The sequence below is a fragment of the Enterocloster aldenensis genome (assembly GCF_003434055.1).
In the GTDB taxonomy this organism is placed as follows: domain Bacteria; phylum Bacillota; class Clostridia; order Lachnospirales; family Lachnospiraceae; genus Enterocloster; species Enterocloster aldenensis.
In genome coordinates this window covers 21,798-48,007 of the sequence record NZ_QVEX01000027.1, presented here as the reverse complement: position 1 = coordinate 48,007, position 26,210 = coordinate 21,798, and the positions used below count along the sequence as shown (strand labels likewise).

Sequence of the window (26,210 nt, the reverse complement as noted above, 5' to 3'; positions counted from 1 at the left end):
AAGGCGAGGGTCGCGGGTTCGAATCCCGTCTCGCGCTTTTTATGTGGGCTGAAATTTCCTTGATTTATAAGGGGTTTCAGCCTTTTGCGTTCCCCAAAATGTTGTAGACAGTTGTAGACACTTCTCATTCTGTCCTGATGGAGAAAAGGCGATAAAGTTCGAGTCCCGTCTCGCGCTCTTTTTATTTGTTGCGGAAGCCTTGATTTATAAGGACCTCCGCTATTTTTGTGTGTCTTTCAGGCTGTAGACAGTTGTAGACAGCTTACAAAGCCTTAGATATGAGGTCATAGGTTTCTTTCTCTGTTAATGGATTGTAGATATATCCGAGAGTGGTATTCAAGTTGCTATGTCCCAGAAGTTCCCGTATACAGTCGAGGGGCACACCGCTGGCGTTTAAATTGCTGGCAAACGTCTTTCTCATTTTGTGGGTGGACTTTGTAGACAGTCCTTGACGTTCCGCATACTTCTCCAGTACATAGGCAATCTGCCTAGATGTAAGCCGTTCCCCGTCTCTCATGAAAATATAATCGCCGGTACGTTCAATCTTTTGCAGAATATAGATTGCTTTTGGAACCAGAACCACGAACCTGTCACGGTTCGTTTTTGTATGTTCTACTACCTCATATTGGTTTGTAACCTGATTTCTGACTTCTTCACGGACAATATGCAGATGGTTGATATTGATGTAATCGTCCCATTTTAAAGCGACCAGTTCCCCCACCCGTAAGCCAAGCAGGAAATTTAACTTGACGGCTAGGAAAGCGGTATCTTCTGTTTCTGTATACATACAGTCAAGATACTGGTTCAAGTCTTTCAGTTCATCAGAATTATAGGTTTCTGTTTTTCCTGTTTTCCTGACTACCTGTTTAAACTTGACAAGAATCTGAACCTTGTCCATAGGATTCTCGGTGAGATACTTTTTTCTGATGGCATATTCAAACATACCATTTAAGATTGTCTTGATATTGCCCCATTCTTTACGGGGAAGATTAAATTCCCTTACAATGCGGTTGCACTCTGTTTCAAGCAGTAATTCATCTACCCGTTTGATTTTCTTATCATGCAGGGCAGACGGTTCAAAATATTTATGGTAATGCTGTTTATGCCGCTTAATGGTGTTGGGGCTATTGGTTACGGTCTGTTTATACTCCAACCATTCCTCATACAGTTCGTAAAAAGTCATTTTGTCAATGTGCGAATTTTGGAAGTATATTGGAATCAGCTTATCCAATAATTCATCTTCCGTTTGTGCCTTGATATTCTTTCGTTTTCCGTCTGAACCTTTATAACAGGTCTGCCACCGTCCGCTCTCTTTGGCTGGCGGGGTGATGGCGTAAGTATGTATTTTCCGGACTTGTTCTCTCTTTGTTGACATAAGCGTATCAAGCACACTGTCTGTACTGATTATACCGCAGTCAAGAGCCTCTTTCAATAAAGAAAGATTGAAGATTTCCGAAGTGTTTTTAATGTCATTCATATACGCCGCCTTGCAACAGGCACAGGGAACAAAGATTTTTTGTGGGATTGTTTGATTGAAATTTGATATGGTTTATGATTTTATAATTTGTAAGTATGATTATTTTTGTTATCGTTTTTGGTTTGTAGTAGTTTTATCAGCGTATATTGTGAAGTCCCAATGCCTGTCAGATTTAATTGTTAAATGGTGTATCTGCCCTGTTAGCCGGCTGGAATCCATGCAGATAATCAATAGTATCATATTCCTGCCATTCATCGGGAGCCGTGTATATCCTTACCTTGTGAATACGCCGTATAAGAGCGCTCCAAGTCTCTGCCTGTTCCAAGCGGATATTATGGTATTGGTCATCTAGTTTCCAGTTGGAAACGATATACACGAAGTTATAACAGGCTTGCCGGTTGTTGTATCGTGCAGGAAGTTGCAGGGGGTAGATGTCAAGATAGTTCAGCATATTGCCTATGGGTAAATCGCTTCTAAATTCTTCAAAGACTATCACATCTTCCCCGGAATAGGTGTCGAATGGGTGCTTGTAGTCCGTTACCCGATACACATTGGAATCTCCGTGGTTATCAAGAATATACCTTGATTTCCCATAGCCGGTTGAACCGCTCACATAGGTTACTAATAGATTCATGCGCCGTTCCGCCTTGTAGCGGCTGGAAAGTATCTCTAAACGTGCTTTGTCAATGTGCTGTAGGTTCAAGAGGTTGTCAGGATTGATTTCCAAAATCTCCACATTGGAATAGCCGTCTTTAATCATCTGATAGAGGTTGGCTAAATCACTTCTTCGTCCCTGTCCCGTTTGTGGCATGGTTCCCCATTCCTCAAAGGTATCTTTTAAATTGGTAGTTTCCTTTTCTGTATCTCCCCACTTGCCCTCTTTGCGGATATATGCCCGGTTTTCTTCTGCAGTTCCCTTCGCTTCTTCAATATGAGCAGAGGGAAAGGTTTTCTTTATGCTGGAAAAGTAGACAGGATTCTTAAATTGTGTAAATAGATGGGTATGCGGAGCCTTAGCAACTTCATCACACATACACCAGTAAATAATATTCTCCCAACTGGACAGCTTTTCTTTAATCGCCTGATGGGAACAATTTTTGTGCTTTTCCGGGTTGTTAAAGGTTAATTGGTATTTTCGGCTACGCCGATTATTATTTGTGTTTGTCTTTTTGGTTGTCATCGTATTTCCTTTCTAGGTTCCGACACAGAGCCGACACAATCGGAGGATATGCCGGAACCATTGATTTTAAAGGATTTTTGCGTTTTTAACACTGACACACGAAGTCTGGGTAATACTAAGCCAACTTCGGCAGAATGGGCGGCTTTCGCTCCGCTTCGCCACCCATTCTGTACGGTAATTAACGACACATGGCTTGTCTAATAGAGGCATTCAGCAGTTCAATATCTTTAATTGGAGCGACTTTCACCTTTTCAATTCCCTTTCCGTCAATGAGTAAATATCCTTCACCTAGTCCATTGTTGCGTCCGTCCATCTTGTCCTTGTAATCGCTAAAAAGCATTTGCCTTTGTTCCTTAGATAAGTTACCAAGGGCAAGGATAGCCCGGAACTGGTCGCGTGCGCCAGCTTTAAAATGTTCTGCATCGGCACGCTGTACGCCGATTAACAATCGAATACCCAAACTGCGCCCCATAAACAGCATATTAGCAACCATCATTTTTAACTCCTCGGCGGTTTTCTTGTCTTGTGCTGATATAAGTGCGCCGTACTCATCAATCAGTAACACTCGCATTTGTTTATTGCGATCTTCATTATTGGCTTCAAGCCGTTCAGAAAATTCTTGATAAAACGCTCTGATACCATCTGGTACATTCTCATAGCCATAAAAATTAGGCGTGTCCTCAAAATGTGCAAAGCTGCTTTTCTTGTAGTCACAAATCGTGATATTTAAACCGGGAATATACTTTGCATAAATTCCAAGCAGCACCGTAAGGGCGTAACTTTTGCCGCTTCCTGTATTGCCGACACAAAGAAGGTTAGGCAGCGTGCAGAACTCCTTTACAAAGTTTTCGTTATTCAGCGTAATGACAGTAGGTCGTACATACTTACGTGGTGTAGCATATAGACGTGTACGTGTGCTTTTATTGCACAGTTCTATACGGTCGATACGTACATTTAAAGCGGTATTAAGCTGTTCTACTTTGCCCTCTAATTCACTAACTGTTATACCTTTGTTTTCAATTTCATATATTACGCCGTGTAATCTGTACTTATCTAGGCAAATAAAACGTAAGCGGGGATATTCATTGGAAGCGTTTTTTATTCCATTACGCTCACAACATAGTTTAAATCGAATTGCCTTAAAAGGCGGGGTACAGAGCAGTTGCACAAGGCAAACGAACCCCGTCCCTAAAAGAGCAATAACAACCATATCACGGGTAAAGGCTCCAAGAGGTGCAGGAATTAAAGAACGTTGCAACCATATCCCAGCAGAAACAGGTAAATACAGAATCGCTAATAACCATTTCGGTTCCGTAAGATTTATAATTTTACTCATATAGTCTCCTTTTTATAGGACTGGGGGAATGACTGCTAGTATTCCCCCGTCTGAACCATTATTTTACTATTTCTACGCCTGTTGCCGTAGCTGACATTATCATCTTTCCTCCGATATTATACAGAGTGATACGGCAGTCGGTAAATTTCACTACAAATAACTCAATATTTACAAGACTTGTTTCAATTTCTTCATCGGTGATATTTGGAAGAGGGTCTGTTTTTCCCTCGATTTTGACCGTTAAAGAGGTAAAACAATTTCCCTGCAAAGCAACTGTAATTTTAGTACCGATAGGGGTCTCACTTGTTCGCTTGCCGTCTTCGTAGAAATAAATAGGACTTTTTCCAGTAAGAACTGCAAATTCCTGTCCTTTATTGATGGCAGGTAGAGAGACCTCAAGTTTGTTGTTTGCCATAATATTTTTTCCTTTCTTTAATACGCTGTTAATCTTCAGCAATACAATTTTGCTTGCTTTATTTTTCTTACTCCACAGTAGCGGTTACAACCCTAGGTACGCCCTCTTGTAACTCAATGAGCATACTGACTATCTCACCTTTTTCGCTAGGGACAACGTTAAACGCTGTAACAGGGGAAGAATCCTTGCCTGCAAGAAACTCAGCGTAGGCTTGTTCTTCCATGAAAATAATTAGATAACCGTTTTTGAGTCCTTGCGGTGCAATAATAGAAATTGCGGTTTTTTTCATTTGAAATTCCTTCTTTCTTTACCTTGTCGCTGCTTAGCTAAGGCGGCAACAAAGCTGTTTTATTCACAAGCACTTGTTGAATTTAATTATAATACTTATATGTTGTAAGTAAACAAAATGAGGGTATATTCACGGTAAACAAATATAAATGCATAAATGAATATATTACTAATCTTGGTTGACACATACACGAATATTTGGTATCTTGTATATAAGAAAAATATGGAGGTAATTATTTATGGATACTAATTTTCCGTCTTCTCGATTGGCTGAATTACGAAAGAAACATAAACTTACACAGGAAAAAATGGCAGAGCAATTAGGGGTTAACAAAAATACTTTAAGTGCAGTAGAAACATCAAGGCGGCTCTTGACTATTGATAAGGGAATTGAGATAGCAGAAAAATTTCATGTTTCATTAGATTGGTTATATGGATTGAAGGACGCAGAAAAAAAGAGTGATATTTTGGATAACTTTAGTTCTTTTTTTAATTTTAGCAAATGCACAATACCTGTTGAAGATAAGACACCATACGGTGGAGTTTCATTTTTGACTATGCAGCTTTCAAACGTTGTGAGGGATTACCTTTTAGAAATGAATGAAATTGAAAAGATTTACAATGAAAAGAATTTGCCGGAGCCTGCTTATAAGGCTTGGTGTGAAAGTGTAAAAGCTCAATACTTAGAAAGACTAGAGAGACAGGAAGAATGCGAAAAAATTGAATTTGTTTTGATTGAGAATGATAAAAAGTTAGGTGCTAACGTTGCATATGGCATAGCGCGCAGACAATTACCGGACATATCAGCACAAATTGAATTTGACAAATTAAATTCTAATGATTAACATAAAACACCCCTTGCTATACATTTATGTATACAGCAAGGGGTGTTTTCATAATACCGTTATTTATCTCCTGTTTTTTCAATCAGCTTATCCAAGCTAACCCCCAACGCAACCGAGATTTTATAAAAGGTTTCGACCGAAAAATTATAGCCCACCTTTTCGCTCTCAATCTGCCGTATAAAGTCATGGGATAAATCGACCATTTCCGCAAGTTGTGCAGAAGTCAGCCCCTTTTCTTTTCGATATTTCTTGATGTTGCGCCGTATCGTATCATATATATTTTCATCAAATTGTAGTTGTTCTACTTTTTTTGTCATATGAGCCACCACCTAACAAAATTGTACTGTCAGATAACATAAAAGTATGTTAGGGAATAGCTCACAAATTATACTTGATATTATGAATGAACAATGATAAGATAATTTTAACAGAAGCCATTTAGAGAACCGGGAAAGGGGTAATATTATGAGAAGAAAATATTTAGCATTGGCAACAGCAACATTTATGGCGGTTATGCTTATGAGTTCAACAGCTATAGCTGCGGAGTGGCAGCAAGATAACGTTGGTTGGCGGTATCAGGAAGATGATGGTTCTTATACGATGAACACATGGAAATGGATTGGGGATAAATGCTATTTTTTCGCCGCTGACGGATATATGCTGTCCAACACTGTAACACTTGACGGATATACCGTAGATGAATCTGGTGCATGGGTACAGGATATACCAAAGGTAGAACGGGATTGGTATATTGGGGAAGATGGATTAGCACATGGCCCAGAGGGGGACAAGGAAGGTTACACTTACATTCCGGGATATGGATATGTTGACATGAGCAACGCAGGCGGAGCTATACAGGGTGATAACGGAAATTTTGAAAGTGATTTAACTGGAATTAAAATTGGAAACATGGGATAAGAAATGGTATTTCGTTTAAAGAGTAATCAAGAGGTTGATAGATAAAAGCTGTCTATCAACCTCTTATATATAGTATGGGAGTATTCGACCGTAGTAGAAAGCAGTAAAGGGGCAAGATGTATCTGCTCCGCAGACCCCTTGACAGCTTTCCTCTCTGATTTACAAGTTGTAGACAGCCTGTAGACACACGTTAGACAGTGTGCGTTCCTCCTTGATTTTAGTAGCTTTTCCGACATTGGGAGAGTTCGAATCCCGTCTCGCGCTTTTTTATTGGCTGGAATTTCCTTGATTTACAAGGGATTTCAGCCTTTTGTGTTGTCATTGTGTTTTATCATGGACCGGAATCCTGCAGCAATGAAGGGTTCCGGTTCTTCTAAATTGAAAGTAAGCGGATATAAAATTTTTTTATTATCCCGCCTTGATTTTCCTGGATGAATAAGTTTACATAAAATTCCACCGCCTTCAATATTTTGTTTTGTAATATAAAAATCAAAGAAATTCTTATTTATAGGTAATAATATAGCAGAATTTAAAGTTTTCCGTTAGAAAGTAGTAAATAATGTATATTTTTAGTAGACATAAACTATTTTTATATGGTATAATTTTTAACATGACTGTACCTTAATTGGATGGTGTCCATAAGGCATTTCAGTCCATGAAAGGGAAGTTGAAGAAAACGTTTATTAAAAGGAGAGAGAGCATGAAAAAAAGATTATTGAGCTTTACACTGGCAGCCGCGATGGTATTCTCACTTGCCGGATGCCGCAGCGCAGAGCCCGCAGCAACTGAGGCCCCAACCACCATTGCAGCCACCACCGCAGCCGCAGAGGGCGGTGAGGCAGAAGCGGCAGAGGGGGAGGAGACAGAGGCCCCTGCTGCAGATTTCAAGATTGGTATCATTACAGGTACTGCTTCCCAGGGTGATGAGGAAATCACACAGGCCAACAAGATGAAGGAAAAGTATGGCGACATGATTGTTACCTCTACATACCCGGACAACTTCTCCACTGAGACTGAGACCGTTATCTCCAACGCAGTTGCCATGGCGTCTGACCCGGCTGTTAAGGCGATTGTTTGGTGCCAGGCCATCCCGGGAACCGCCGCAGCCATTGATAAGGTACGTGAGACACGTCCTGACATGATCTTCATCACCGGTACACCAGGCGAGGATCCAGGCGTCATCAACCCCAAGGCTGACATTGTTTTACAGGTAGATGAGCCAGGATGCGGAGTCGTGATTCCTCCTCAGGCAAAAGCCCAGGGAGCAAAGACCATGATTCACTATTCCTTCCCGCGTCATATGAGCTATGCCCTGATTGTTGCCCGTCATGAGAACCTGAAGAAATATTGTGAGGAGAATGGCATTGAGTTAGTTGATGTAACCGCTCCTGACCCAACCGGTGATTCCGGTATCACCGGCGCCCAGCAGTTCATCCTTGAGGATGTACCGCGTCAGATTGAGAAGTACGGCAAGGATACCGTGTTCTTCACAACCAACTGCGGCATGCAGGAGCCGTTAATCCGTTCCGTATTTGAGCAGGGCGCTATCTATTCCTTACAGTGCTGCCCATCTCCATTCCATGCATTCCCCGCAGCCCTGAACATTGATATGGCCGGACATGAGGCTGACGTGGACTACATGTTAGAGCAGCTTCAGGCCAAGGTTGATGAAGCAGGCATGAACGGAAGGGTTTCCACATGGGGCGTTCCGTGTAACATGCTGTTTGTTGAAGCCGGCGTTGAATATGCAAAGAAGGTATTAGAAGGACAGACCAACGGTGTTGTCCTGGACGACCAGCTGCTCCGCGATACCCTTCAGGAGTGCGCAGGCGAGATTAAGATGACCATTGACAATTATGTAGATGACAGTGGTAATGCAAAAGACAACCATTACCTGGTAATGGCAGACTTCGTTACATTTGAGTAATTCGTACATATTGTAAGAATTCATTGTATCTGTGGTTTCGCCGTCCTGCACTGGCAGACGGCGAAACCTTTTTAAGGCGGCCAGGTGTTTGTTAGAAGAAGTCCGAAGGAAAAGAGGTTGTTAACTTGGATAATACACAGTATGTCCTGGAAATGGATAATATCACAAAAGAATATTCCGGTAACCAGGTACTCAAAGGAGTAAACCTGCACATTAAACCAGGTGAAATCCATGCCCTGATGGGTGAGAACGGAGCCGGAAAATCTACACTCATGAATATTTTATTTGGTATGCCGGTAATCCACTCAACCGGCGGCTTTGGCGGAACCCTTAAGATGGCAGGCCAGCCAGTGGATATTGACACCCCATTAAAGGCAATGGAGTTAGGGATTGGAATGGTTCACCAGGAATTCATGTTGATTCCGGGTTTTACCGTGACGGAAAATATAAAGATTGGACGCGAAATTAGTACCCCGAATCTGGTCAGCCGTGTCTTTGGAAAGGCCATGGAAGGCCTGGATGTGGAAGCCATGGCAAAGGACGCAAGAAAGGCCCTTAAGACCATAGGGTTACAGATAGAAGATTATGTTAAGGTAGCCGGCCTACCGGTTGGTTACATGCAGTTTATTGAGATTGCAAGGGAGATTGATAAGACAGGAATCCGCCTGCTGGTATTTGATGAGCCTACGGCTGTGCTCACCGAATCCGAGGCTGACCGTCTGCTGGAAGCCATGCGGGTCATTGCTTCCCAGGGCATTGCCATTATTTTCATCACCCACCGCCTGGACGAGGTCATGGCAGTGGCAGATGGGATGACCATTCTCCGGGATGGTGAGTTCGTGGCGCGCAGGGAGATTAAGGACACCAATGTGGTTGAGATTGCGGAACTGATGATTGGCCGCAAGGTGGAGAAACTGGTGGACACCAGCGAAGAGGACAGGCGCGTAATTAATGACAGGGATATTGCGGTAAGCCTTAAGGATTATTATGTGGATATGCCGGGCGAGCAGGTAAAAGGGATTAACCTGGACATACGGAAAGGGGAAATCTTTGGAATCGGCGGTCTGGCCGGACAGGGGAAACTGGGAATCCCCAATGGTATCATGGGACTTTATAAGGCGCAAGGACAGGTCCTGATTAATGGTGAGCCTTTGAACCTGGATAAACTGGGCAGCGCCCTGGAACATAAGATTGCATTTGTTTCCGAGGACCGTAAGGGGGTCGGGCTCCTGCTGAATGAAAGCATTGAACATAATATCATCTTCTCAGCCATGCAGACCAATAACAAGTTCCTTAAGAGGGTCCTGTGGATGCGGCTTTATGACAAAAAAGCGGCCAGGGAACACGCCCAGGAAATGGTCAAACGGCTGGATATCCGCTGTACGGGTATCCGGCAGGCAGCAGGAAGGCTTTCCGGCGGCAACCAGCAGAAGGTATGTCTGGCCAGGGCGTTAACCCTGGAGCCTGATATCCTGTTTGTATCGGAACCCACCCGGGGGATTGATATCGGCGCCAAAAAGCTGGTGCTGGAGTATCTGGCAAGGCTTAACCGTGAACAGGGAATGACGGTCATTATTGTTTCCTCTGAACTGGTGGAACTGCGTTCCATCTCAGACAGGATTGCCATTATATCAGATGGCAGGCTGTCCAGGATATTAAGTCCGGATGCTCCTGACGCGGACTTTGGCCTGGCCATGTCAGGTACAAAAATAAAGGGAGGGGAAGCCTATGAATCATAATCCCGTGAAATCGGCAATACGGCAGTTTGGTCTGCCGCGTATCATCATCGTAGGTTTTTTTATCTTTTTAGTGATTGCTGCAGGCGGGTTCCAGATGAATCTCATGCAGCTGTTAAGTGACTGTGTCCGCAGGTGGGGCATGTTCGGCATCCTGACCCTGGCCATGGTCCCGGCGGTGCAGTGCGGCATCGGCCTGAACTTTGGTATCTCCATGGGTATTGTAGGCGGTCTGCTGGGAGGCCTGATTGTAATTGAACTTGATGTTGCAAGGATTCCTGCCCTGGTAGCTGTGGGACCCATGTTTGGGATGTGGGTATCCGTGCTGGTGGCCATCCTGATTGGCGTTGTCCTGGCAACGGGAATCGGATACCTATACGGCCTTCTGCTGAACCAGGTAAAGGGTTCGGAAATGACCGTTACAACCTATGTGGGTTTCTCCATCATCGCATTCATGAACATGCTCTGGATGCTCCTCCCGTTCCAGAACGGGGAACTGAAATGGCCCAATGCCGGTAAGGGATTGAGGAATACCATTTCCCTGTCCACATCCTTCAGCGGTGTGATGAATGATACCCTTTCATTTAAAATCGGTAATTTTACAGTACCCACGGGCCTGCTTCTTTTCATGTTCTTCATGTGCCTTTTGGTATGGCTGTTCATGAAGTCAAAGACCGGCATGGCTATGTCCGCAGCCGGATCCAACCCCATGTTTGCAAAGGCGGCCGGAATTAACGTGAACCGGATGCGTCTGGTAGGGACCACGCTTTCCACGGTCCTTGCCGCGGTGGGAATCATTGTATATGCCCAGGGCTTTGGATTCATGCAGCTGTACAACGGCCCCATGATGATGGGATTCAACTCCGTGGCAGCCGTGCTGATCGGAGGCGCTTCGCCAAGACGGGCAAGGATTTCCAATGTATTGCTTGGCACCTTCCTGTTCCAGGGCATCCTGGCGCTGGGACTGCCGGTGGCAAACCAGTTTATACCGGAAGGAAACCTGTCGGAGGTAATGCGTCTGATCATCTCCAATGGTATCATCATCTACGCATTAGCACAAACGAAAGAAGGTGATGGACGTGAATAGAAAGAAAGCATTGGATGTTTTATTTAAGAATAAAGTTGTCATATTGTTCGTCATCCTGTGTGTGGGCGGGACAATCGCTTCCAAGCAGCCCCTTACCTTTGTCATACCTGAGCTGTTTACGCGTATTGCACGTAACTCCTTCCTGGTGCTGTCCCTGATCATACCGGTCCTGGCAGGCATGGGACTGAACTTTGGTATTGTAATCGGAGCCATGGCGGCCCAGGTAGCCATTTTCCTGACTACTTACTGGGGCTTTGTGGGGATTGGCGGCTTTTTGCTGACCGTTGCCATTGCAACCCCGATTGCCATGTTTTTCGGCTTCCTGGTGGGCAAACTGTTCAACCACATGAAGGGCGCGGAGATGATTGGCGGTCTGGTCCTCTCCTATTTTGCTGAAGGCCTGTACCAGCTGCTGTTCCTGTTTATTTTCGGCGGCGTGATTCCTTTATACAATCCCACGCTGATGATTGCAACCGGAGTGGGTGTAAAGAATACCATTGACCTTAAGGATACGGTTAAGTATGCCCTGGATACGGTCCCCATGCTGACCATCATTGAGATTGGCTTCTATATCTGTGTGGCTGGCATCATTGCAACCATCATCATAAAGAAGACCAAGAATCTTGAGATTAACTGGAAGGCCGCCATAATCAAGCTGATCCTGGCAGCTGCGGTTTATGGTGTGACCTATGTGCCTGCAGTTGAACAGTTCCTGGCAACGGACCGTCTGCTTCTGCTCAACGCCATTGAGCTGGGCTGTGCCGGCACCTTTATCTGGCAGATATGGAAGTTCCTGGCATCTAAGTTTATTTACAAAAAGGACTTTAACAGCAAAAGGGCGGCTGTCAACTGTGTGCTGGCAGCAGCCGTATATGGCCTTACCTATATACCGGCTGTCTTTAAGGTCCTGATTGTGGTGCACCTGCCGGTCATGACCTATCTGTGCATCGCCGGACTGTGTTTCTTTAACACGGCCCTTATGCGCACCCGTCTGGGACAGAACATGCGTACGGTCGGACAGAGCCGTACCGTTGCCAATGCGGCTGGTATCAATGTTGATAAAACACGTATCATTGCCATGATTTTCTCAACGGTCCTGGCCAGCTGGGGACAGCTGATCTTCCTGCAGAACGTGGGGACCTTCTCCACCTATGGGGCACATACCCAGGTTGGGCAGTTTGCGATTGCAGCCCTTTTGGTAGGCGGCGCTTCTGTACAGAAGGCCAGCAATAAGCAGGCAATCCTGGGAATCATCCTGTTCCATACCCTGTTCATCGTAGCGCCCCTGGCAGGCAAGGAACTCTTCGGGGATCCGGTCATCGGTGAATATTTCCGTGTATTCGTATCCTACGGCGTGATTGCCATGGCCCTTGCAATGCATGCCTGGAAAAAGATAATGAAGCCTTCAGCCGCACCGCCGCCACCTGCGGGTGCCCTGAGCGGCAGCGGCGGCAATCCCGGTCCGGGAGCCGGCGCGTGATTTGATATTACCATGACAGCAGGCAGGAAGTTTCCTTTGGGAAGCTTCCTGTCTTGTCATATCTGGAAAATTGTACTATAATAGGCGAAATGGACTGTCCTATCCCAATGAGGCGCCAATCACGCGCATAGGAGCAGGAGGCGTTTTGGAACGGCGCCGTCTGCCAGGGCAGGAAAAGGTTACGGAACAGGCAGGTATAGAGGGATGACAGGATTAGGGACAATCGTAAATATAGGGGCCATTCTGGCCGGATGTCTGGTTGGGATGCTGCTGAAGGGAGGCCTTCCAAAACGCCTTCAGGACACCATTTCCAGCGCAGTGGGGCTGTGCGTGGTGTTTGTGGGGATAACCGGGGGCATCAAAGGCCTGATGACCATGTCCGGCAGCGGCTTTGAGACAAGGGATACCCTTGTGACCGTTGTGTGTATGGTGGCGGGAGCGGCCCTGGGGGAGTGGATCAATATTGAATATAAACTGGAGCAGCTGGGGGATTGGTGTAAGTCCAGGATTCCCGGGGGTCAGAAGTCAGGGACTTTTACAGAGGCATTTGTCAGCTCATCCCTGCTGTTCTGCGTGGGCGCCATGGCAATCGTGGGTTCACTGGAGGACGGGCTCAGCCATAATTACAGCACGCTGTTTACAAAAGCAGTGATGGATGGGGTGCTGTCCATTGTATTTACCGCGACCCTGGGCATTGGAACTGCTTTCTCCATCTTTCCGGTGGGGATATACCAGGGCGGCATGACTGCGCTGGCCGGACTGGTGAAGCCGTATCTCACGGACCTGATGATTATCAGGATGTCCTGTATTGGCTCCATCCTTATTTTCGGGCTGGGACTGAACCTGGTCCTGGGAAGCAAGATTAAAATCGGCAACCTGCTTCCGGCGGTGTTCCTGCCGCTGATTGCATGCGCCCTGGGTTTTTAGGAAGATTCGGATATATAAGGGAGGATGACGGAAATGGAATTTGCAAAGAGGATGGACCGTTTTGGGGAGGGAATCTTCTCAAAGCTGGCTGAGATTAAGAAACAGAAGCTTAAGCAGGGGGAGGAGGTCATTGACCTTAGTATCGGAGCGCCAAACATACCGCCCGCGTCCCATATCACAGAGGCGCTCTGCAAGGCTGCCGCCGACCCTAAGAATTATGTGTATGCCATCAGCGACAGGAATGAGCTGCTGGATGCTGTTTCCGGCTGGTACAGGAAACGCTATGGGGTTGTACTGGACCCTGACAGGGAAATCTGTTCCCTGCTGGGCTCGCAGGAGGGGCTGGCGCACATTGCGCTGACCATGGTGGATGAAGGGGATATGGTGCTGGTTCCTGACCCCTGTTACCCTGTGTTCGGGGATGGTCCCCAGATAGCGGGCGCCAATCTGTATTATATGCCCCAGAAAAAGGAAAACGGATATATGATCCGTCTGGATGAGATACCTGAGGACGTGGCGGAAAAGGCAAAGCTGATGGTTGTCTCATATCCGAACAATCCCACCACTGCCATGGCGCCTGATTCATTTTATGAGGAATTGATTGCATTTGCGTCCAGACATGATATCATCGTGCTTCACGACAATGCATACAGCGACCTTGTGTTTGACGGAAGGACCTGCGGCAGTTTCCTGGGTTTTCCAGGCGCAAAGGAGGTTGGGGTGGAATTTAATTCCCTGTCCAAGACATATGGCCTGGCAGGCGCCAGGATTGGGTTCTGCCTGGGCAATGAAGCGGTGGTTTCCAGGATCAAGCTGCTGAAATCCAATATGGATTACGGCATGTTCCTTCCCATCCAGGCAGCTGCCATTGCAGCCATAACAGGAGACCAGTCCTGCGTACATACCACGATGAAGGCCTATGAGACGCGCCGCAATATCATGTGCGACGGATTTACCGGAATCGGATGGAAGATGGAACGGCCCGCGGCCACCATGTTTGTGTGGGCTGGGATTCCGGGGAAGTTTAAATCCTCAGAGGAATTTGTGATGGCGCTGGTGGAAAAGGCCGGGGTCATGGTAACTCCCGGCAGCGCCTTTGGCCCGTCCGGTGAGGGATATGTGCGCCTTGCCCTTGTGCAGGATGAGGAAATGCTGAATAAGGCCATCCGTGCCGTGGATGCAAGCGGTATCCTTAAATAAGCGTGGGCGCAAGATAAGCTTAGGCGGGTGCGTGGGCGCGGCCGGAAGAAAAAAGGGGTAATGACAGGATGAAGAACAGGAAGACAGCGGACCAGTGTGGGCGGGGAAAGACAGCGGGACAGCCGGAACGCAGGACAGCGGCAGGCCCGGCACAGCGGGCGGCCTTTATCCTGCTGATTGCATATATCTGCCTTATTTACGGTAATTCCCTTATGCCTGCCCATATATCCTCAAGGGAGAGCGGGTTCCTGCTCATAAAGCTTCATGATTTTTGTGAAATGGCGGATTTGGACAGCGGATGGCTTACCGAACATATTGTGAGGAAAACAGCGCATTTTATAGAGTATACAGGTCTGGGCATCCTTTTAGCCTTAAATTGCAGGACATGGATGCCAAAAGGAATCAGGAAACCCAGGCTGGCAGCAGAACTGGCCTTTCTTGTGCCTTTTGTGGACGAAACCATTCAGCTGTTTGTGGATGGTCGGTCCGGGCAGGTGGATGATGTGTGGCTGGATCTGTGCGGAGTGGTGTGCGGGCTGGTATTGACCACCGCGCTGGCTTTTATGAGAAATACAGATAGGGGAAAATTAAGATGAATTATATCATATGGCTGTCCTATGACGGGACGCGTTATGACGGATGGCAGAAGCAGGGCAATACGGAAAAGACCATCCAGGGAAAACTGGAACGCATCCTGGAAAAGCTGGATGGGGAACCGGTGGAGGTACGGGGCTCCGGAAGGACGGACGCAGGTGTCCATGCCCAGGGCCAGGTGGCTGATTTCCGGCTAAAGGGAAAGAGGACTCCGGATGAGGTAATGGAGTACCTGAACCGGTATCTTCCAGAGGACATTGCTGTGTGGAGGATCCAAACCGGGCCTGAGCGGTTCCACAGCCGGCTGAACGCCGTGAGCAAGACCTACCGGTATCAGATTGAAATGGGACCCAAAAAGGATGTGTTCAGGCGCAGTTATTATTATGGTCTGGGACAGGAACTGGATGTGGACTCCATGGAAAGGGCTGCGGCATTCCTGACCGGCACCTGGGATTTTAAGAGTTTCAGCGGCAATAAAAAAATGAAAAAGTCCACGGTACGGACCCTGGAGTCCATATGCTTTGAACGCCTGGAACACACCAGGCTTCATATATCATTTACGGGAAACGGGTTTTTGCAGCAGATGGTGCGTATCCTTGCCGGAACACTGATAGAAGTGGGGCAGGGCAGGCGCAGGCCGGAGGACATGAGGTCTGTCCTTAAGGCGCTGGACCGGCAGGCGGCCGGGTTTACGGCCCCGCCTGAGGGGCTGTTTCTTGAAAAGGTAGAATATGGGGAATTGATATGACTGATTTTCTGGTAAAACATTTTGTTAAGAATCATGAACAGGTGGAGGAAGACGAGGTCAGGACAGAGTATGGCACCCTTGCAAGCGGGGTGGGGATTTTCTGCAACCTTCTTCTGTTTGCAGCCAAGCTGATGATTGGGATATTGGTAAACAGCATCTCTGTCATGGCAGATGCATTTAATAACCTGTCCGATGCAGCCTCTTCCATTATCGGCTTTATCGGCGTTAAGATGGCGGAAAAGCCAGCGGATGACGACCATCCCTTTGGACATGGGAGGATTGAGTATATTTCCGCCTTCATCGTGGCCTTCCTGGTCATACAGGTGGGTTTTTCATTGTTCAAGTCATCGGTGGGCAAGATCATCCATCCCGAGGATATGACCTTCCGATGGATTTCCATTGTCATCCTCCTGCTCTCCGTGGGGGTGAAGCTGTGGCTGTCCATGTTTAACAAGAAGCTTGGAAAACGGATTAATTCCAAGGTCATGATGGCAACTTCGGCAGATGCAATGGGGGATGTGGCAGCTACGTCGGCCACGATTTTCTCCATTGCTGTTTATGGCATGGCCGGTCTGAATGTGGATGGCATTGTGGGAATCATCGTGTCCGTGGTGGTCATGGTTGCCGGCGTGAATATTGCAAAAGATACCCTGGCGCCCCTGATAGGAGAGGGGATTGACCCGGAGTTTTATGAGGAAATCAGTAATTTTGTGGAGGGCTTTGACGGTATTGTGGGAACCCATGATCTGATTGTACATAATTATGGGCCAACCAGAAGCATGGCCTCCATCCATGCAGAGGTCCCCAATGACTGTGACGTGGAGTTCAGCCATGAGATCATTGACCGCATTGAACGGGAGGCGCTGCGGCGGTTCCGCCTCCTTCTTGTAATCCATATGGATCCGGTGGAGACGCACAATGAACTGGTTGTAAAATTCAAAGATATGGTGGCCGATGTCCTGGAAAATATTGACAGCCGCCTGGAATTCCATGATTTCAGGATGGTGGACGGACAGGCCCGGATTAACCTGATTTTTGATTTAGTAGTTCCCTGGGAATATAAACAGTCTGTGCAGGGTAAACTGAAAGCAAGGATTAGCGATGAGGTTAAAAAGCGGGACGGGCGTTGCGAGTGCGTCATTACCGTGGAGAACAGTTTCATGTCGGGAAATAAAGAGTAGGCTAATCCCCAAAGGGGGAAGGGCAGATGTCACAGGAAGAGATGATACAGGCAATGGCAGAGGGCGACAGGGAAGCCTTCCGCCAGTTTTACCAGGAAACGGCCCGCCCGGTGTACAGCTTTATCCTGTCACTGACAAAAAGCCCTTATGAGGCAGAGGACCTGATGCAGGAAACATATCTTTGCGTATGGACCAAGGCCAAATCCTATGTCCCTTTGGGAAAACCCCTGGCCTGGGTTTTTACCATTGCCAGGAATCTCTGCTATATGAGGTTCAGGGAACAGAAAATGGTAAGCAATGTGGCCTTTGATGAGCTGGAAGAAAAGGAAGAGGGAGCGTACTGTGAATCCCTGGAACAGGCTGCGGACAGGAAGGTGCTCCTTGATGCCCTTGGAAAAATCAGCGAGGAGGAGCGTCAGATCGTGCTTCTCCATACCGCGGCCGGGATGAAGCACAGGGAGGTGGCGCAGACCCTGGAAATGCCTTTGGCCACAGTCCTGTCCAAATACAACCGCTCCATGAAAAAGCTTCAGAATATCCTGAAATACCCAGGCGCCTGAAGGGCTGTCCGGAGCATATGCCAGGAACCGGAAGGGTCTTTGGAAAAATGTTGCCTGGAAAGATATTCAAAAAGGTACTGCTTGGAAAAATATTCAAAAAGGTACTTGACGAAAATTGAACTATGATATATAATAACTTTCGTTGTGTTATTGGGCTATCGCCAAATGGTAAGGCAACGGACTCTGACTCCGTCATTTCAAGGTTCGAATCCTTGTAGCCCAGTTGTTAAGTAAGCCGGGAATCCAGTTTATGGATTTCCGGTTTTTTGTGATGTGCCGCGGGCATATCGGGTTGCGGGATTACTTGGTTTATGGTATCCTATCCTGTAAGCGATGTTTAGCCAGAGAGCCGGCTATCTGGAAAAAGGGGTTTAAATGTCTAGTAAAAAGAAAAATATATTAAATGCCGTATTTTTGCTGGTTGTATTCTTTCTGACCATATACAGCGTGTTTGGGGGGGAAGACTTAAGCGATATAGCGGATACCATGACCGAGGCATCGCCGGTGTTCCTGATCCTGGGCGTGGCCTGTGTGGTATTCTTCATATGGGCTGAGTCGGCCATCCTCCATTATCTTTTTGGAACGCTGCAGGTAAAGGCAAAGCGGCGGACCTGCTTCATGTATTCGGCCATTGGCTTTTTCTTTAGCTGTATCACGCCCTCGGCAGGGGGAGGGCAGCCGGCCCAGGTCTATTATATGAGGAAGAATATGATACCGGTGCCCGTGGCAACCGTGGTGCTGATGGTTGTGACCATTACGTACAAGTCCGTGCTGGTCATTGTGGGATGTCTTCTGGCTGTATTTGGAAGAGGGCTGCTGGACCGTTACCTGTATGAGGTCATGCCGGTGTTCTATCTGGGCCTTACACTGAACGTGGTGTTCTGTCTGGCCATGCTGATCCTGGCATTCCACACTTCCCTGGCAAAGAACATTGTCATGAAGCTGCTGGGATTCCTGGTGGGACTGCATATACTGAAGGATAAACCGTCCAGGACAGAGCGGCTTAACCTGACCATGGACCATTACAATGAAACAGCATCCTACCTGCGCCGGCACAAGGACGTATTGGTGCGGGTGACGCTCCTTACTTTCTGCCAGAGGATAGCCCTGTTTTCTGTTACATATTTTGTCTATAAGGCATTTGGGCTAAAAGGAACCCATGCAGCCACCCTTATCCTTTTGCAGGCAACCATATCCATATCGGCAGATATGCTTCCCCTCCCGGGCGGCATGGGAATCAGCGAGCATTTGTTCCTGACCATATTTGACCCTATTTTTTACGGGGACCTGCTGCTTCCGGCCATGGTGCTTTCCAGGGGGATTGCCTATTATGTACAGCTGTTATTCAGCGCTGCCGTGACATTGGGGGCCCATATCCTGATTGACAGGCGGCAGAAAGGGACCTAAAAATTTTTTAGATACTCTAAAAATGATTGTGCACATTGCTGAATTTTCATCCTCAAGTTGGTCAGTATGCCCATTGTAGCGGATAATAGAACGTGCTATGATTAAATATATAAAATATTTTAGGTATACTAAAAAAAATAGAGGTGTCAGCACGTGAAAAATTCAGATATGTTTAAGCGTTATGGAATGTTCATTGCAGGAGTCATATTCAGTGCATTGGGAATAAGCCTGATAACAAAAGCAGGGCTGGGAACGTCACCGATTACCAGCCTTGCTTTTGTGTTGACCTTTATTTTTCCCCATACCCTGGGAACCTTTACCATGATGGTCAATTCGGTCATGTTCATCATCCAGGTAATCCTGCTGGGGAAAGCGTTTCAGAAAATCCAGCTGCTCCAGCTTCCGGCGGCACTTTTATTTTCCGTCTGCATTGACGGCTGGCTCTGCATCCTCAGTTATTGGCAGACAGGAGGTTATGTGGGACAGGTGCTGATGCTGCTGCTGGGATGTGTATTCCTGGGGCTGGGGATTGCATTTGAGGTCATCCCCAATGTCCTGATCCTTCCTGGTGAAGGGCTGGTCCGTGTGATTGCAGGACTTACCGGATGGCGGTTCGGCCGTGTGAAGACCGGGTTTGATATGAGCATTGTGGCCAGTGCGGTGGTGGTTTCTGTTGCGGTGACAGGACATGTGCTGGGCATACGGGAGGGGACCGTGATGGCTGCCCTGATTGTGGGGAGCATTTCCCATTTCTTTATTGAGAAGGTTTCAGCGGCCCTGGGGGGCTGGATACCGTCATACACAGAGGCAGGAGATGCCTGTTCATAAGGGGCGCAGGAAAATATCCATCTGCAGGGTGAAAGGCAAATGGATGTTTTTATGTGGGTTTACCCAGTACTGCATTATTAAATATGGTATTGTATAAAAAAATATTAATAATTGAGAAATAAAAGAAAAATGCTTGACAAATTAGTGGAACATGATAAAATGAGTTTTAGTTACACGCGTAACCCGCATGCATTTATCATATACATATATTTTTTTAACCATTAGTTACGCGCGTAACTATAAAAAGATAGGAGAAGGAGGAAGGGAAATTGGAACAGAATAGGTGTCCGAGGATTGGCATCATAGGTTGTGGGCAGATTGCAAAAATCCGTCATGTACCAGAACTTGCGGAAAGCAAGGATGCAGAACTTGCAGGTTTTTACGATTATGTGCCGGAACACGCCAGGTCCCTGGCCAATCGGTATGGGGGTAAGGTCTATGACCAATATGAAGAAATGCTGGATGATGAAACCATTGACGGGGTTGTAATCTGTACTTCCAATGACAGCCATGGAAGGATTTCCATGGAAGCTCTTAAGAGGGACAAGTATGTTTTATGTGAAAAGCCCATGTGCATGAGCCTTAAGGAAGCCGGTCAAGTGCTGGAGGCTGAGCAGGAGAGTAAGGCATTTTACATGGCAGCCCATAACCAGCGTTTTACCTTGGCCCATAGAAAGGCAAAGGAGATTTTAATGGGCGGTCAATTGGGAAAAGTCATTGCCTTTAGGTGTACACTGGCACATGACGGACCGGAGCGTTTCAGCATCAACCGGTCCACATCCACCTGGTACTTGAATAAACGGAATTCAGGTTTTGGGTGTATCACTGATTTGGGGATTCATAAGTGTGATGTACTTGGTTATCTTTTGGGAGAACCTTTTATAAGGGTTGGGGCCATCGCTGGTACCAGGGACAAGTGTGATGCAGAGGGAAGGCTTGTGGATGTATATGATAATGCAGTCTGTGTCCTGGAGAGCAGATCGGGTGTCATGGGTACCCTGAACCTGTCTTATTCTAATTACGGACCAATGGAAAACGGGACAGTTTACTATTGCCAGAAAGGGGTGCTCCGTGTTCAGTACAGTCAGGACTGCGCACTGGAGGTAATCATGGATTCCGGCGAGAAGGTACGGTATATAAGCCAGGAGAATCCGTCTTCACAAGTGGTCAGTACTTTTGTAAAAGCAATACAGGACCATGGTCCATCACCTGTGCCTGCAAAGGAGTCTTATGAGGCAATGCGTGTGGTATCTGCAATAGAGGAGTCTGCCAGGACAGGTGGTTTTGTCAATTTATAATTGGATATGTGAAATCACATAACCCTGAAGGAAATAGGATTATCCTTCCCTTTTTCTGAAACTGGTAATATAATAACACCAGAATAAATGGAAGGGAAAGAACGAGGATGTCAAAGCGAAAGGAAGTTGCAGCAGCAGCGGGTGTATCTGAGGCTACAGTATCCCATGTAATAAATGGAACAAAGTATGTGAGCCCGGAACTTGCCGCACGGGTAAGGAAAGCAATTGAAGAAAAGGGCTATTATCTAAACCAGGCAGCCAGGTGTCTGGCTACGAACAGAAGCGGCCATTTGGCGCTGGTAGTAAATAACTTAAAGAATCCACGTTATGCGGAAGTGGCGGAAGCCATGCAGGAGGAAGCCCGAAAACGGGGATATATTGTATCAGCCATAGATATTAATATCTTTAACTTTAATGAAGATGCCATTTTTGACCTGATAGCAAGGAATGTGGATGGATTATTCCTGGCAACATACATTGACAGCATGGAACCGGCTATCCGCCGGGCTTGTGCAAGCGGTATCCGTGTGGTCTCAGGCTGCCCGGAGTTTGGCAGGGTGCTGAAGATTGACTATGAGGATTCCATTGGGGAGATGGTCCGGTTTCTGGCAGGGACTGGTCATAAGCGGATTGCTTTTCTGAGCGGATATTCTCTAAAAGAGACATCTCATGAAAAGTATGCTAATTTCTGCCAGGCCATGAAAGCCAATGACCTGCAGGTACTGCCGGAACTTCTGATTGATGGCGAGATGCCTTATATCGCTGACCTGGATACAGGATTCCAGGCAATGAATCAGCTTTTAGAAAGGGGCACGGATGTAGATGCGGTCTTCGCTGTTAACGACCTGGTGGCTATCGGGGCAATGAAGGCTTTGCGGCAGAGGGGGATACGTGTTCCGGAAGATATTTCCGTGGCGGGCTGTGATGATATTCCATTTGCTTCCTATGTTGAACCAGTATTGGCTACTATCAATGTCCCTAAAGCAGAGATGGGAAAACTTGCGGCAGAAATGCTGTGTGATATCCTGAATAACAGGCCCTGTGAGGACCATTACCTGAAAACCACATTTAAAGCAGGAGCATCAATCGGACATGCGTAAAGCATAAAAGATGCTGGATTTTGTATTGCCAGACATGTTCCGCATGTGGATATCAGGGAAACCATATAAGAGAGGAAACTTAAGAGATGACGCATAAAGAACGTTTGATGGCAGTAAAAGAAGGAAGAAAGACAGACAGACCGGCGTTTGTGGCCTGGGGGCCCCATATGAATCTGGTAGACAGAAATGCAAAGGATTTTACCGAGGCAACCATAGCATATCAGAATACATATCAATTTGATTTTATAAAACTGATGCCTAATGGCATGTATTTTACCGAAGATTTCGGGCAGATGTTAAGACCGGCGGCCCATATTTATGACGATACCTGGATGAACGTACAGGCAAGCGCAATCAATGATCCGCACCAGTGGGCGAAACTAAAGGTGCCGGACCTGAAAACGGGTGCCTTGGCTAGGGAAATCGAGGTTTGTAAACGGGTGAATGATTATTATCAGGGAGATGTGCCTGTGCTGGCCACTGTTTTCAGTCCATTCATATGGATGGGGGAGATGACGGGAGGGTTCTTCCACCCGGAAGTAATCCTTTCGCATTTTGAATACTCCGGCAGCTATGCCAGGGCAGCCCTTGAAGTGATTTCCGAGACCAATGAGCGGCTAATGGAGGCGTTTGTTGATGCGGGTGCCGCTGGATTTTTCCTGGGGTATCAGTGTGGTATGGCTAAACTGATGGGCAGGGATATGTTTGATGAGTGTGCAAGGAAATATGATGTGAGCAATATTAATGCAATAAAAGACAGGACATGGTTTAACATGGCCCATATCTGCCATGGGGATGCCAGCACCAGCCAATGGTTTTTGGATTATCCGGTAGATGCATTTAACTGGGCGGATCAGGAGCAAGGCCAGCTAACCATTGGAGAAATGCGCCAGAAAACAGACCGGGTCCTTGTAGGTGGGCTGGATCATGCCAATGGACATGGTTATAAAGAACTTGAGGGCAGATATAAACCAAGCTCTGATTTTGCAGGGAATGACAGGGATGAGATAAAGGGCCATATTAAAATGAAGGTGATAGAAGCCTTAAAGGCAGGCGGTGTAAAAACAGTAATCTCCGGCGGATGCGGCTGGTCTGAAGGTTCCCTTCCCAGATTCCCTCTTTGGAGGGAAGTGATGGAGGAAATCGGGGAGGAAGGCTGGAATGAAGCATAAGATATTACTCCTTGGAATGGGATTCTGGGGCCGGCGGTGGCTGGAACTGATTTTAAAATCTGAACAATGCCATCTGGCAGGCGCAGCAGGCAGTGAGGACGAAATGCAGGAAATATGTGCAGATTATGGAATTAATCCTGTAATCACGTTTACTGACTTCAGGAAATCCATTGTACAGACAGATGCAGATATTGCCGTGGTAGTGCTTCCGGGCGTGCTGCACTTTGAGGCCGATAGGCTGGCACTGGAAAAAGGCATGAATCTGATTACAGAGAAGCCGCTGGCAATGGATATGGAGGAGGCCATGGAGTTACTGCGCCTGAAAGCCCAATATCCTGCCCGAAGATTCATGACCTCACAGAATTACCGATGGAGACCCCATAACCAGGCCATTAAACGAGCCATTGACCATGGTATGATTGGCAGGATGGAATCCATACTTTTGGAATTCCGCCAGCAGGAGGACCTGCAGGGATACAGGGCGGGATTAGAAATGCCTCTTTTGCAGGATGTGTCCATCCATCATTTTGACCTGATACGGTTTTTTACGGGCGCTGATTGTAAGGAAGCGTATTGCCGCGTTTCCAGACCGTCCTGGTCCCTATATGAAGGAAAGCCTGATACATATGCAGTCTTTCAGATGACCAATGGTGTTACGGTTACATATAGCGGAAGCTGGGCGGCCAGAGGAAAGGAAACCTCCTGGGACGGGAATTTTACTATTACAGGTGACAAGGGCTGCCTGACGCTGGATGCAGATGGAGCAGTGTATTTTTATAAACATGAAAGGGCAGAGGTGGTCGTACTTAATACCGGCAGACAGCAGGGAGAGGAAATCCTGCAGCCAGAAATGAAGTATACTGAAATGGAATACGGCTTCCATATGTTTCTGGACAGTCTTGAACAGGGGGATGTTCCGGAAACCTCCCTTGAGGACAATGTGAAAAGCTTTGCCATGGTCATGGCCTGCCTTGAATCTGCAAAGCAGGGAATGGTAGTGGATTGTAGTGAGTTACTGCGGCAATATGCACGGTGAAAGGATAAAGGATATTATGTTACAGGAAAAATATACGATTAGAATGCGTCTGTCAGTCTGGTTTGGACTTGCAGCCTTGGTTTTTGGGGCCTTTTGCGGAGGCGCGATGGCTTCCGGCGCTTATGCCACCAGCTATTTTGCCAGATATGGCGGCGGCCATATGCTAATTTTCATTCTGATTTTCATGACCATCATGGCTGTCTGCTGCATCCTGGGTATCAATGTAATCAGGGCTTATAAAGTAACGGATTACAATGGATTTTATCTTGCCCTATATGGTCTTCATAGGGATGGTTCCAACCCTGGACTTAGGAAGATTGTCACACTGTTTTTTGATTTTTATACCATATTATCAGGTATTGCCGCCTGTGCTGGAGCAATGGCCCTTTTCGGCGCTCTTGCCAATTCAACCACTGGAATGCCTGTACAGGCAGGTTCACTCATTGCAGCTTTTGTATTTGCCATCCTTAGTGTTTACGGCAGTGCATTCCTGCGCAAATTCAACACCGTGATGACCCTGGCTCTGACAGGCAGCCTTCTGGCGGTCCTGGCTGCTGTGTGTGCAATACGGGGAGATGTTCTTGTTGGCCTGCTGGGAAATTTTAGGACAGGGGTGGACTGGAGCGGAGCCTCTCTTGCCACGGGGTATACCATGCTTATTTCTTATTGTTTTAATGTTGGCTCATGGGGGGCCACCCTTAGCAGTTATTCAGAAAAAATCCGGGACCAGAAAGATGCGGTCGGTTCCGGTATCATGATTGCAATTTTTGTCAGCGTCCTGTTTTTTGCAACATCCTGTATCGTGCTTCCGTTCCTGCCGGAGCAGCTTAACTCCACCCCGATTCTGAACATCTGTCAGAATTATCTGGGAAGCACGCTTACCATTATTTACTGGGTTGTTATTTTTATTGCGGTAATTACTACCGGGCCCACCTTTGCATTCAGTATAGCGGCACGTTTTATCAAGCTTTGGAAAAACTCAGGGATTGACCGGAAGCTTAAGGTTTTTGTTATTGCACTTGCATTTATGATAGTGTGCTATTTTGTATCCCTTATGGGATTGATGAAAATCGTACAGATTCTCCTGACCTCTACTGGGGCAATCGGTGCATTTTCTATTTTTATTCCGCTGATTATTTCCATTTTCCGTATTCACAGGCTGAACCTTGCTGAGAGGAATGGGACTTCCGGTTGATATAAAATAGCTGAAACAAAATAATTGGATAAAAAAGTGCTTGACTATTTGCCACAATATGGGTATAATTAATCCCGCAGCTGTTAATCGGTACCGTGATTGCCAACACTGTGGGATTTAAAATTGAATAATGGGCTATCGCCAAATGGTAAGGCAACGGACTCTGACTCCGTCATTTCAAGGTTCGAATCCTTGTAGCCCAGGTAAGTGAAAGCTGATAAACTGAGAGGGAACTCTCTTGTTTATCAGCTTTTTTTGTCGCAGCCCAGCAGCGC

Annotated in this window: 26 protein-coding genes and 2 tRNA genes; 22 read left to right on the top strand and 6 right to left on the bottom strand. The window is 46.8% G+C overall.

Going from position 1 to position 26,210, the window contains the following annotated elements; translation table 11 throughout:
• Positions 1 to 262: 262 nt before the first annotated feature.
• The 5 genes from DWX59_RS27210 to DWX59_RS27190 form a co-directional block, all read right to left on the bottom strand.
• Positions 263 to 1,477 (bottom strand): tyrosine-type recombinase/integrase, encoded by a 1,215-nt coding sequence (locus DWX59_RS27210; protein ID WP_117563284.1) that lies wholly within the window; start codon positions 1,475 to 1,477, stop codon positions 263 to 265.
• Positions 1,478 to 1,649: 172 nt separating this feature from the next.
• Complete coding sequence (locus DWX59_RS27205; protein ID WP_117563283.1) at positions 1,650 to 2,657, bottom strand: hypothetical protein; 1,008 nt, start codon at positions 2,655 to 2,657, stop codon at positions 1,650 to 1,652.
• Between the two features lie 178 nt (positions 2,658 to 2,835).
• Positions 2,836 to 3,993 (bottom strand): FtsK/SpoIIIE domain-containing protein, encoded by a 1,158-nt coding sequence (locus tag DWX59_RS27200; protein ID WP_117563282.1) that lies wholly within the window; start codon positions 3,991 to 3,993, stop codon positions 2,836 to 2,838.
• Positions 3,994 to 4,051: 58 nt separating this feature from the next.
• Positions 4,052 to 4,408, bottom strand: coding sequence for a hypothetical protein (locus tag DWX59_RS27195; RefSeq protein ID WP_117563281.1), 357 nt, complete (start codon positions 4,406 to 4,408; stop codon positions 4,052 to 4,054).
• 67 nt (positions 4,409 to 4,475) lie between these two features.
• Positions 4,476 to 4,697, bottom strand: coding sequence for a hypothetical protein (locus DWX59_RS27190; protein WP_117563280.1), 222 nt, complete (start codon positions 4,695 to 4,697; stop codon positions 4,476 to 4,478).
• Positions 4,698 to 4,935: 238 nt separating this feature from the next.
• On the opposite strand from DWX59_RS27190, the gene DWX59_RS27185 reads away from it, so the two are divergent.
• Positions 4,936 to 5,541: a helix-turn-helix domain-containing protein gene (locus DWX59_RS27185; protein WP_117563279.1), complete on the top strand. Its 606-nt coding sequence runs from the start codon at positions 4,936 to 4,938 to the stop codon at positions 5,539 to 5,541.
• Between the two features lie 59 nt (positions 5,542 to 5,600).
• Here DWX59_RS27185 and DWX59_RS27180 read toward each other — a convergent pair whose 3' ends face one another.
• A complete protein-coding gene (locus tag DWX59_RS27180) occupies positions 5,601 to 5,858 on the bottom strand; it encodes a helix-turn-helix transcriptional regulator (protein ID WP_117563278.1) in 258 nt (85 codons plus the stop codon).
• Positions 5,859 to 6,006: 148 nt separating this feature from the next.
• Between DWX59_RS27180 and DWX59_RS27175 the strand changes: the two genes are divergently transcribed.
• From DWX59_RS27175 to DWX59_RS27080, 21 genes are all read left to right on the top strand, one after another.
• Positions 6,007 to 6,459 (top strand): hypothetical protein, encoded by a 453-nt coding sequence (locus DWX59_RS27175; protein ID WP_147325879.1) that lies wholly within the window; start codon positions 6,007 to 6,009, stop codon positions 6,457 to 6,459.
• A gap of 700 nt (positions 6,460 to 7,159) precedes the next feature.
• A complete protein-coding gene (locus tag DWX59_RS27170) occupies positions 7,160 to 8,386 on the top strand; it encodes a DUF3798 domain-containing protein (protein WP_117563276.1) in 1,227 nt (408 codons plus the stop codon).
• Between the two features lie 152 nt (positions 8,387 to 8,538).
• Complete coding sequence (locus DWX59_RS27165; protein WP_165643224.1) at positions 8,539 to 10,125, top strand: ATP-binding cassette domain-containing protein; 1,587 nt, start codon at positions 8,539 to 8,541, stop codon at positions 10,123 to 10,125.
• Positions 10,115 to 11,209: an ABC transporter permease subunit gene (locus DWX59_RS27160; protein ID WP_117563274.1), complete on the top strand. Its 1,095-nt coding sequence runs from the start codon at positions 10,115 to 10,117 to the stop codon at positions 11,207 to 11,209. The genes DWX59_RS27165 and DWX59_RS27160 overlap by 11 nt, the downstream gene beginning before the upstream one ends.
• Complete coding sequence (locus DWX59_RS27155; RefSeq protein WP_117563288.1) at positions 11,202 to 12,689, top strand: ABC transporter permease; 1,488 nt, start codon at positions 11,202 to 11,204, stop codon at positions 12,687 to 12,689. The genes DWX59_RS27160 and DWX59_RS27155 overlap by 8 nt, the downstream gene beginning before the upstream one ends.
• Before the next feature lie 70 nt (positions 12,690 to 12,759).
• Positions 12,760 to 12,897 (top strand): hypothetical protein, encoded by a 138-nt coding sequence (locus DWX59_RS28960; RefSeq protein WP_166460315.1) that lies wholly within the window; start codon positions 12,760 to 12,762, stop codon positions 12,895 to 12,897.
• A complete protein-coding gene (locus tag DWX59_RS27150; RefSeq protein ID WP_117563273.1) occupies positions 12,894 to 13,616 on the top strand; it encodes a DUF554 domain-containing protein in 723 nt (240 codons plus the stop codon). The genes DWX59_RS28960 and DWX59_RS27150 overlap by 4 nt, the downstream gene beginning before the upstream one ends.
• Before the next feature lie 33 nt (positions 13,617 to 13,649).
• Positions 13,650 to 14,816, top strand: coding sequence for an aminotransferase class I/II-fold pyridoxal phosphate-dependent enzyme (locus tag DWX59_RS27145; protein WP_117563272.1), 1,167 nt, complete (start codon positions 13,650 to 13,652; stop codon positions 14,814 to 14,816).
• A gap of 68 nt (positions 14,817 to 14,884) precedes the next feature.
• The gene (locus DWX59_RS27140; RefSeq protein ID WP_117563271.1) at positions 14,885 to 15,412 is read left to right on the top strand and encodes a VanZ family protein; all 528 of its coding nucleotides are present in this window, start codon (positions 14,885 to 14,887) and stop codon (positions 15,410 to 15,412) included.
• Entirely contained in the window at positions 15,409 to 16,158 is a 750-nt protein-coding gene (gene truA / locus DWX59_RS27135; protein ID WP_117563270.1) for a tRNA pseudouridine(38-40) synthase TruA, read from the top strand. Before DWX59_RS27140 ends, truA begins: the two co-directional genes overlap by 4 nt.
• On the top strand, positions 16,155 to 17,339 hold the full coding sequence (locus DWX59_RS27130; protein WP_117563269.1) for a cation diffusion facilitator family transporter: 1,185 nt from the start codon (positions 16,155 to 16,157) through the stop codon (positions 17,337 to 17,339). The genes truA and DWX59_RS27130 overlap by 4 nt, the downstream gene beginning before the upstream one ends.
• Before the next feature lie 26 nt (positions 17,340 to 17,365).
• The gene (locus tag DWX59_RS27125) at positions 17,366 to 17,899 is read left to right on the top strand and encodes an RNA polymerase sigma factor (protein ID WP_117563268.1); all 534 of its coding nucleotides are present in this window, start codon (positions 17,366 to 17,368) and stop codon (positions 17,897 to 17,899) included.
• Between the two features lie 151 nt (positions 17,900 to 18,050).
• A tRNA-Gln gene (locus tag DWX59_RS27120) sits at positions 18,051 to 18,122 on the top strand.
• Between the two features lie 152 nt (positions 18,123 to 18,274).
• On the top strand, positions 18,275 to 19,306 hold the full coding sequence (locus DWX59_RS27115) for a lysylphosphatidylglycerol synthase transmembrane domain-containing protein (RefSeq protein WP_117563267.1): 1,032 nt from the start codon (positions 18,275 to 18,277) through the stop codon (positions 19,304 to 19,306).
• 153 nt (positions 19,307 to 19,459) lie between these two features.
• Positions 19,460 to 20,134, top strand: coding sequence for a YczE/YyaS/YitT family protein (locus tag DWX59_RS27110; protein WP_117563266.1), 675 nt, complete (start codon positions 19,460 to 19,462; stop codon positions 20,132 to 20,134).
• 269 nt (positions 20,135 to 20,403) lie between these two features.
• Positions 20,404 to 21,432, top strand: coding sequence for a Gfo/Idh/MocA family protein (locus DWX59_RS27105; protein WP_117563265.1), 1,029 nt, complete (start codon positions 20,404 to 20,406; stop codon positions 21,430 to 21,432).
• Positions 21,433 to 21,539: 107 nt separating this feature from the next.
• Positions 21,540 to 22,532 carry a LacI family DNA-binding transcriptional regulator gene (locus DWX59_RS27100; RefSeq protein ID WP_117563264.1) on the top strand — a complete coding sequence of 331 codons (993 nt, stop codon included), beginning with the start codon at positions 21,540 to 21,542 and terminating at the stop codon, positions 22,530 to 22,532.
• A 107-nt stretch (positions 22,533 to 22,639) separates the two neighbouring features.
• On the top strand, positions 22,640 to 23,704 hold the full coding sequence (locus DWX59_RS27095; RefSeq protein WP_235845203.1) for a uroporphyrinogen decarboxylase family protein: 1,065 nt from the start codon (positions 22,640 to 22,642) through the stop codon (positions 23,702 to 23,704).
• Positions 23,694 to 24,740 (top strand): Gfo/Idh/MocA family protein, encoded by a 1,047-nt coding sequence (locus DWX59_RS27090; RefSeq protein WP_117563262.1) that lies wholly within the window; start codon positions 23,694 to 23,696, stop codon positions 24,738 to 24,740. The genes DWX59_RS27095 and DWX59_RS27090 overlap by 11 nt, the downstream gene beginning before the upstream one ends.
• 16 nt (positions 24,741 to 24,756) lie before the next feature.
• Complete coding sequence (locus tag DWX59_RS27085; RefSeq protein WP_147325877.1) at positions 24,757 to 25,935, top strand: hypothetical protein; 1,179 nt, start codon at positions 24,757 to 24,759, stop codon at positions 25,933 to 25,935.
• Between the two features lie 131 nt (positions 25,936 to 26,066).
• A tRNA-Gln gene (locus DWX59_RS27080) sits at positions 26,067 to 26,138 on the top strand.
• Positions 26,139 to 26,210: the final 72 nt, after the last annotated feature.

Excerpts from the sequence above, each read along its gene's own strand:
- DWX59_RS27200 (WP_117563282.1), bottom strand. The coding sequence starts at position 3,993 with ATGAGTAAAATTATAAATCTTACGGAACCGAAATGGTTATTAGCGATT.
- DWX59_RS27180 (WP_117563278.1), bottom strand. The coding sequence starts at position 5,858 with ATGACAAAAAAAGTAGAACAACTACAATTTGATGAAAATATATATGAT.
- DWX59_RS27175 (WP_147325879.1), top strand. The coding sequence starts at position 6,007 with ATGAGAAGAAAATATTTAGCATTGGCAACAGCAACATTTATGGCGGTT.
- DWX59_RS27190 (WP_117563280.1), bottom strand. The coding sequence starts at position 4,697 with ATGAAAAAAACCGCAATTTCTATTATTGCACCGCAAGGACTCAAAAAC.
- DWX59_RS27100 (WP_117563264.1), top strand. The coding sequence starts at position 21,540 with ATGTCAAAGCGAAAGGAAGTTGCAGCAGCAGCGGGTGTATCTGAGGCT.
- DWX59_RS27145 (WP_117563272.1), top strand. The coding sequence starts at position 13,650 with ATGGAATTTGCAAAGAGGATGGACCGTTTTGGGGAGGGAATCTTCTCA.
- DWX59_RS27165 (WP_165643224.1), top strand. The coding sequence starts at position 8,539 with ATGGATAATATCACAAAAGAATATTCCGGTAACCAGGTACTCAAAGGA.
- DWX59_RS27210 (WP_117563284.1), bottom strand. The coding sequence starts at position 1,477 with ATGAATGACATTAAAAACACTTCGGAAATCTTCAATCTTTCTTTATTG.
- DWX59_RS27095 (WP_235845203.1), top strand. The coding sequence starts at position 22,640 with ATGGCAGTAAAAGAAGGAAGAAAGACAGACAGACCGGCGTTTGTGGCC.
- DWX59_RS27170 (WP_117563276.1), top strand. The coding sequence starts at position 7,160 with ATGAAAAAAAGATTATTGAGCTTTACACTGGCAGCCGCGATGGTATTC.
- DWX59_RS27115 (WP_117563267.1), top strand. The coding sequence starts at position 18,275 with ATGTCTAGTAAAAAGAAAAATATATTAAATGCCGTATTTTTGCTGGTT.
- DWX59_RS27090 (WP_117563262.1), top strand. The coding sequence starts at position 23,694 with ATGAAGCATAAGATATTACTCCTTGGAATGGGATTCTGGGGCCGGCGG.
- DWX59_RS27205 (WP_117563283.1), bottom strand. The coding sequence starts at position 2,657 with ATGACAACCAAAAAGACAAACACAAATAATAATCGGCGTAGCCGAAAA.
- DWX59_RS27125 (WP_117563268.1), top strand. The coding sequence starts at position 17,366 with ATGTCACAGGAAGAGATGATACAGGCAATGGCAGAGGGCGACAGGGAA.
- DWX59_RS27130 (WP_117563269.1), top strand. The coding sequence starts at position 16,155 with ATGACTGATTTTCTGGTAAAACATTTTGTTAAGAATCATGAACAGGTG.
- DWX59_RS27195 (WP_117563281.1), bottom strand. The coding sequence starts at position 4,408 with ATGGCAAACAACAAACTTGAGGTCTCTCTACCTGCCATCAATAAAGGA.
- DWX59_RS27140 (WP_117563271.1), top strand. The coding sequence starts at position 14,885 with ATGAAGAACAGGAAGACAGCGGACCAGTGTGGGCGGGGAAAGACAGCG.
- DWX59_RS27150 (WP_117563273.1), top strand. The coding sequence starts at position 12,894 with ATGACAGGATTAGGGACAATCGTAAATATAGGGGCCATTCTGGCCGGA.
- DWX59_RS27185 (WP_117563279.1), top strand. The coding sequence starts at position 4,936 with ATGGATACTAATTTTCCGTCTTCTCGATTGGCTGAATTACGAAAGAAA.
- truA (WP_117563270.1), top strand. The coding sequence starts at position 15,409 with ATGAATTATATCATATGGCTGTCCTATGACGGGACGCGTTATGACGGA.
- DWX59_RS27160 (WP_117563274.1), top strand. The coding sequence starts at position 10,115 with ATGAATCATAATCCCGTGAAATCGGCAATACGGCAGTTTGGTCTGCCG.
- DWX59_RS27085 (WP_147325877.1), top strand. The coding sequence starts at position 24,757 with ATGTTACAGGAAAAATATACGATTAGAATGCGTCTGTCAGTCTGGTTT.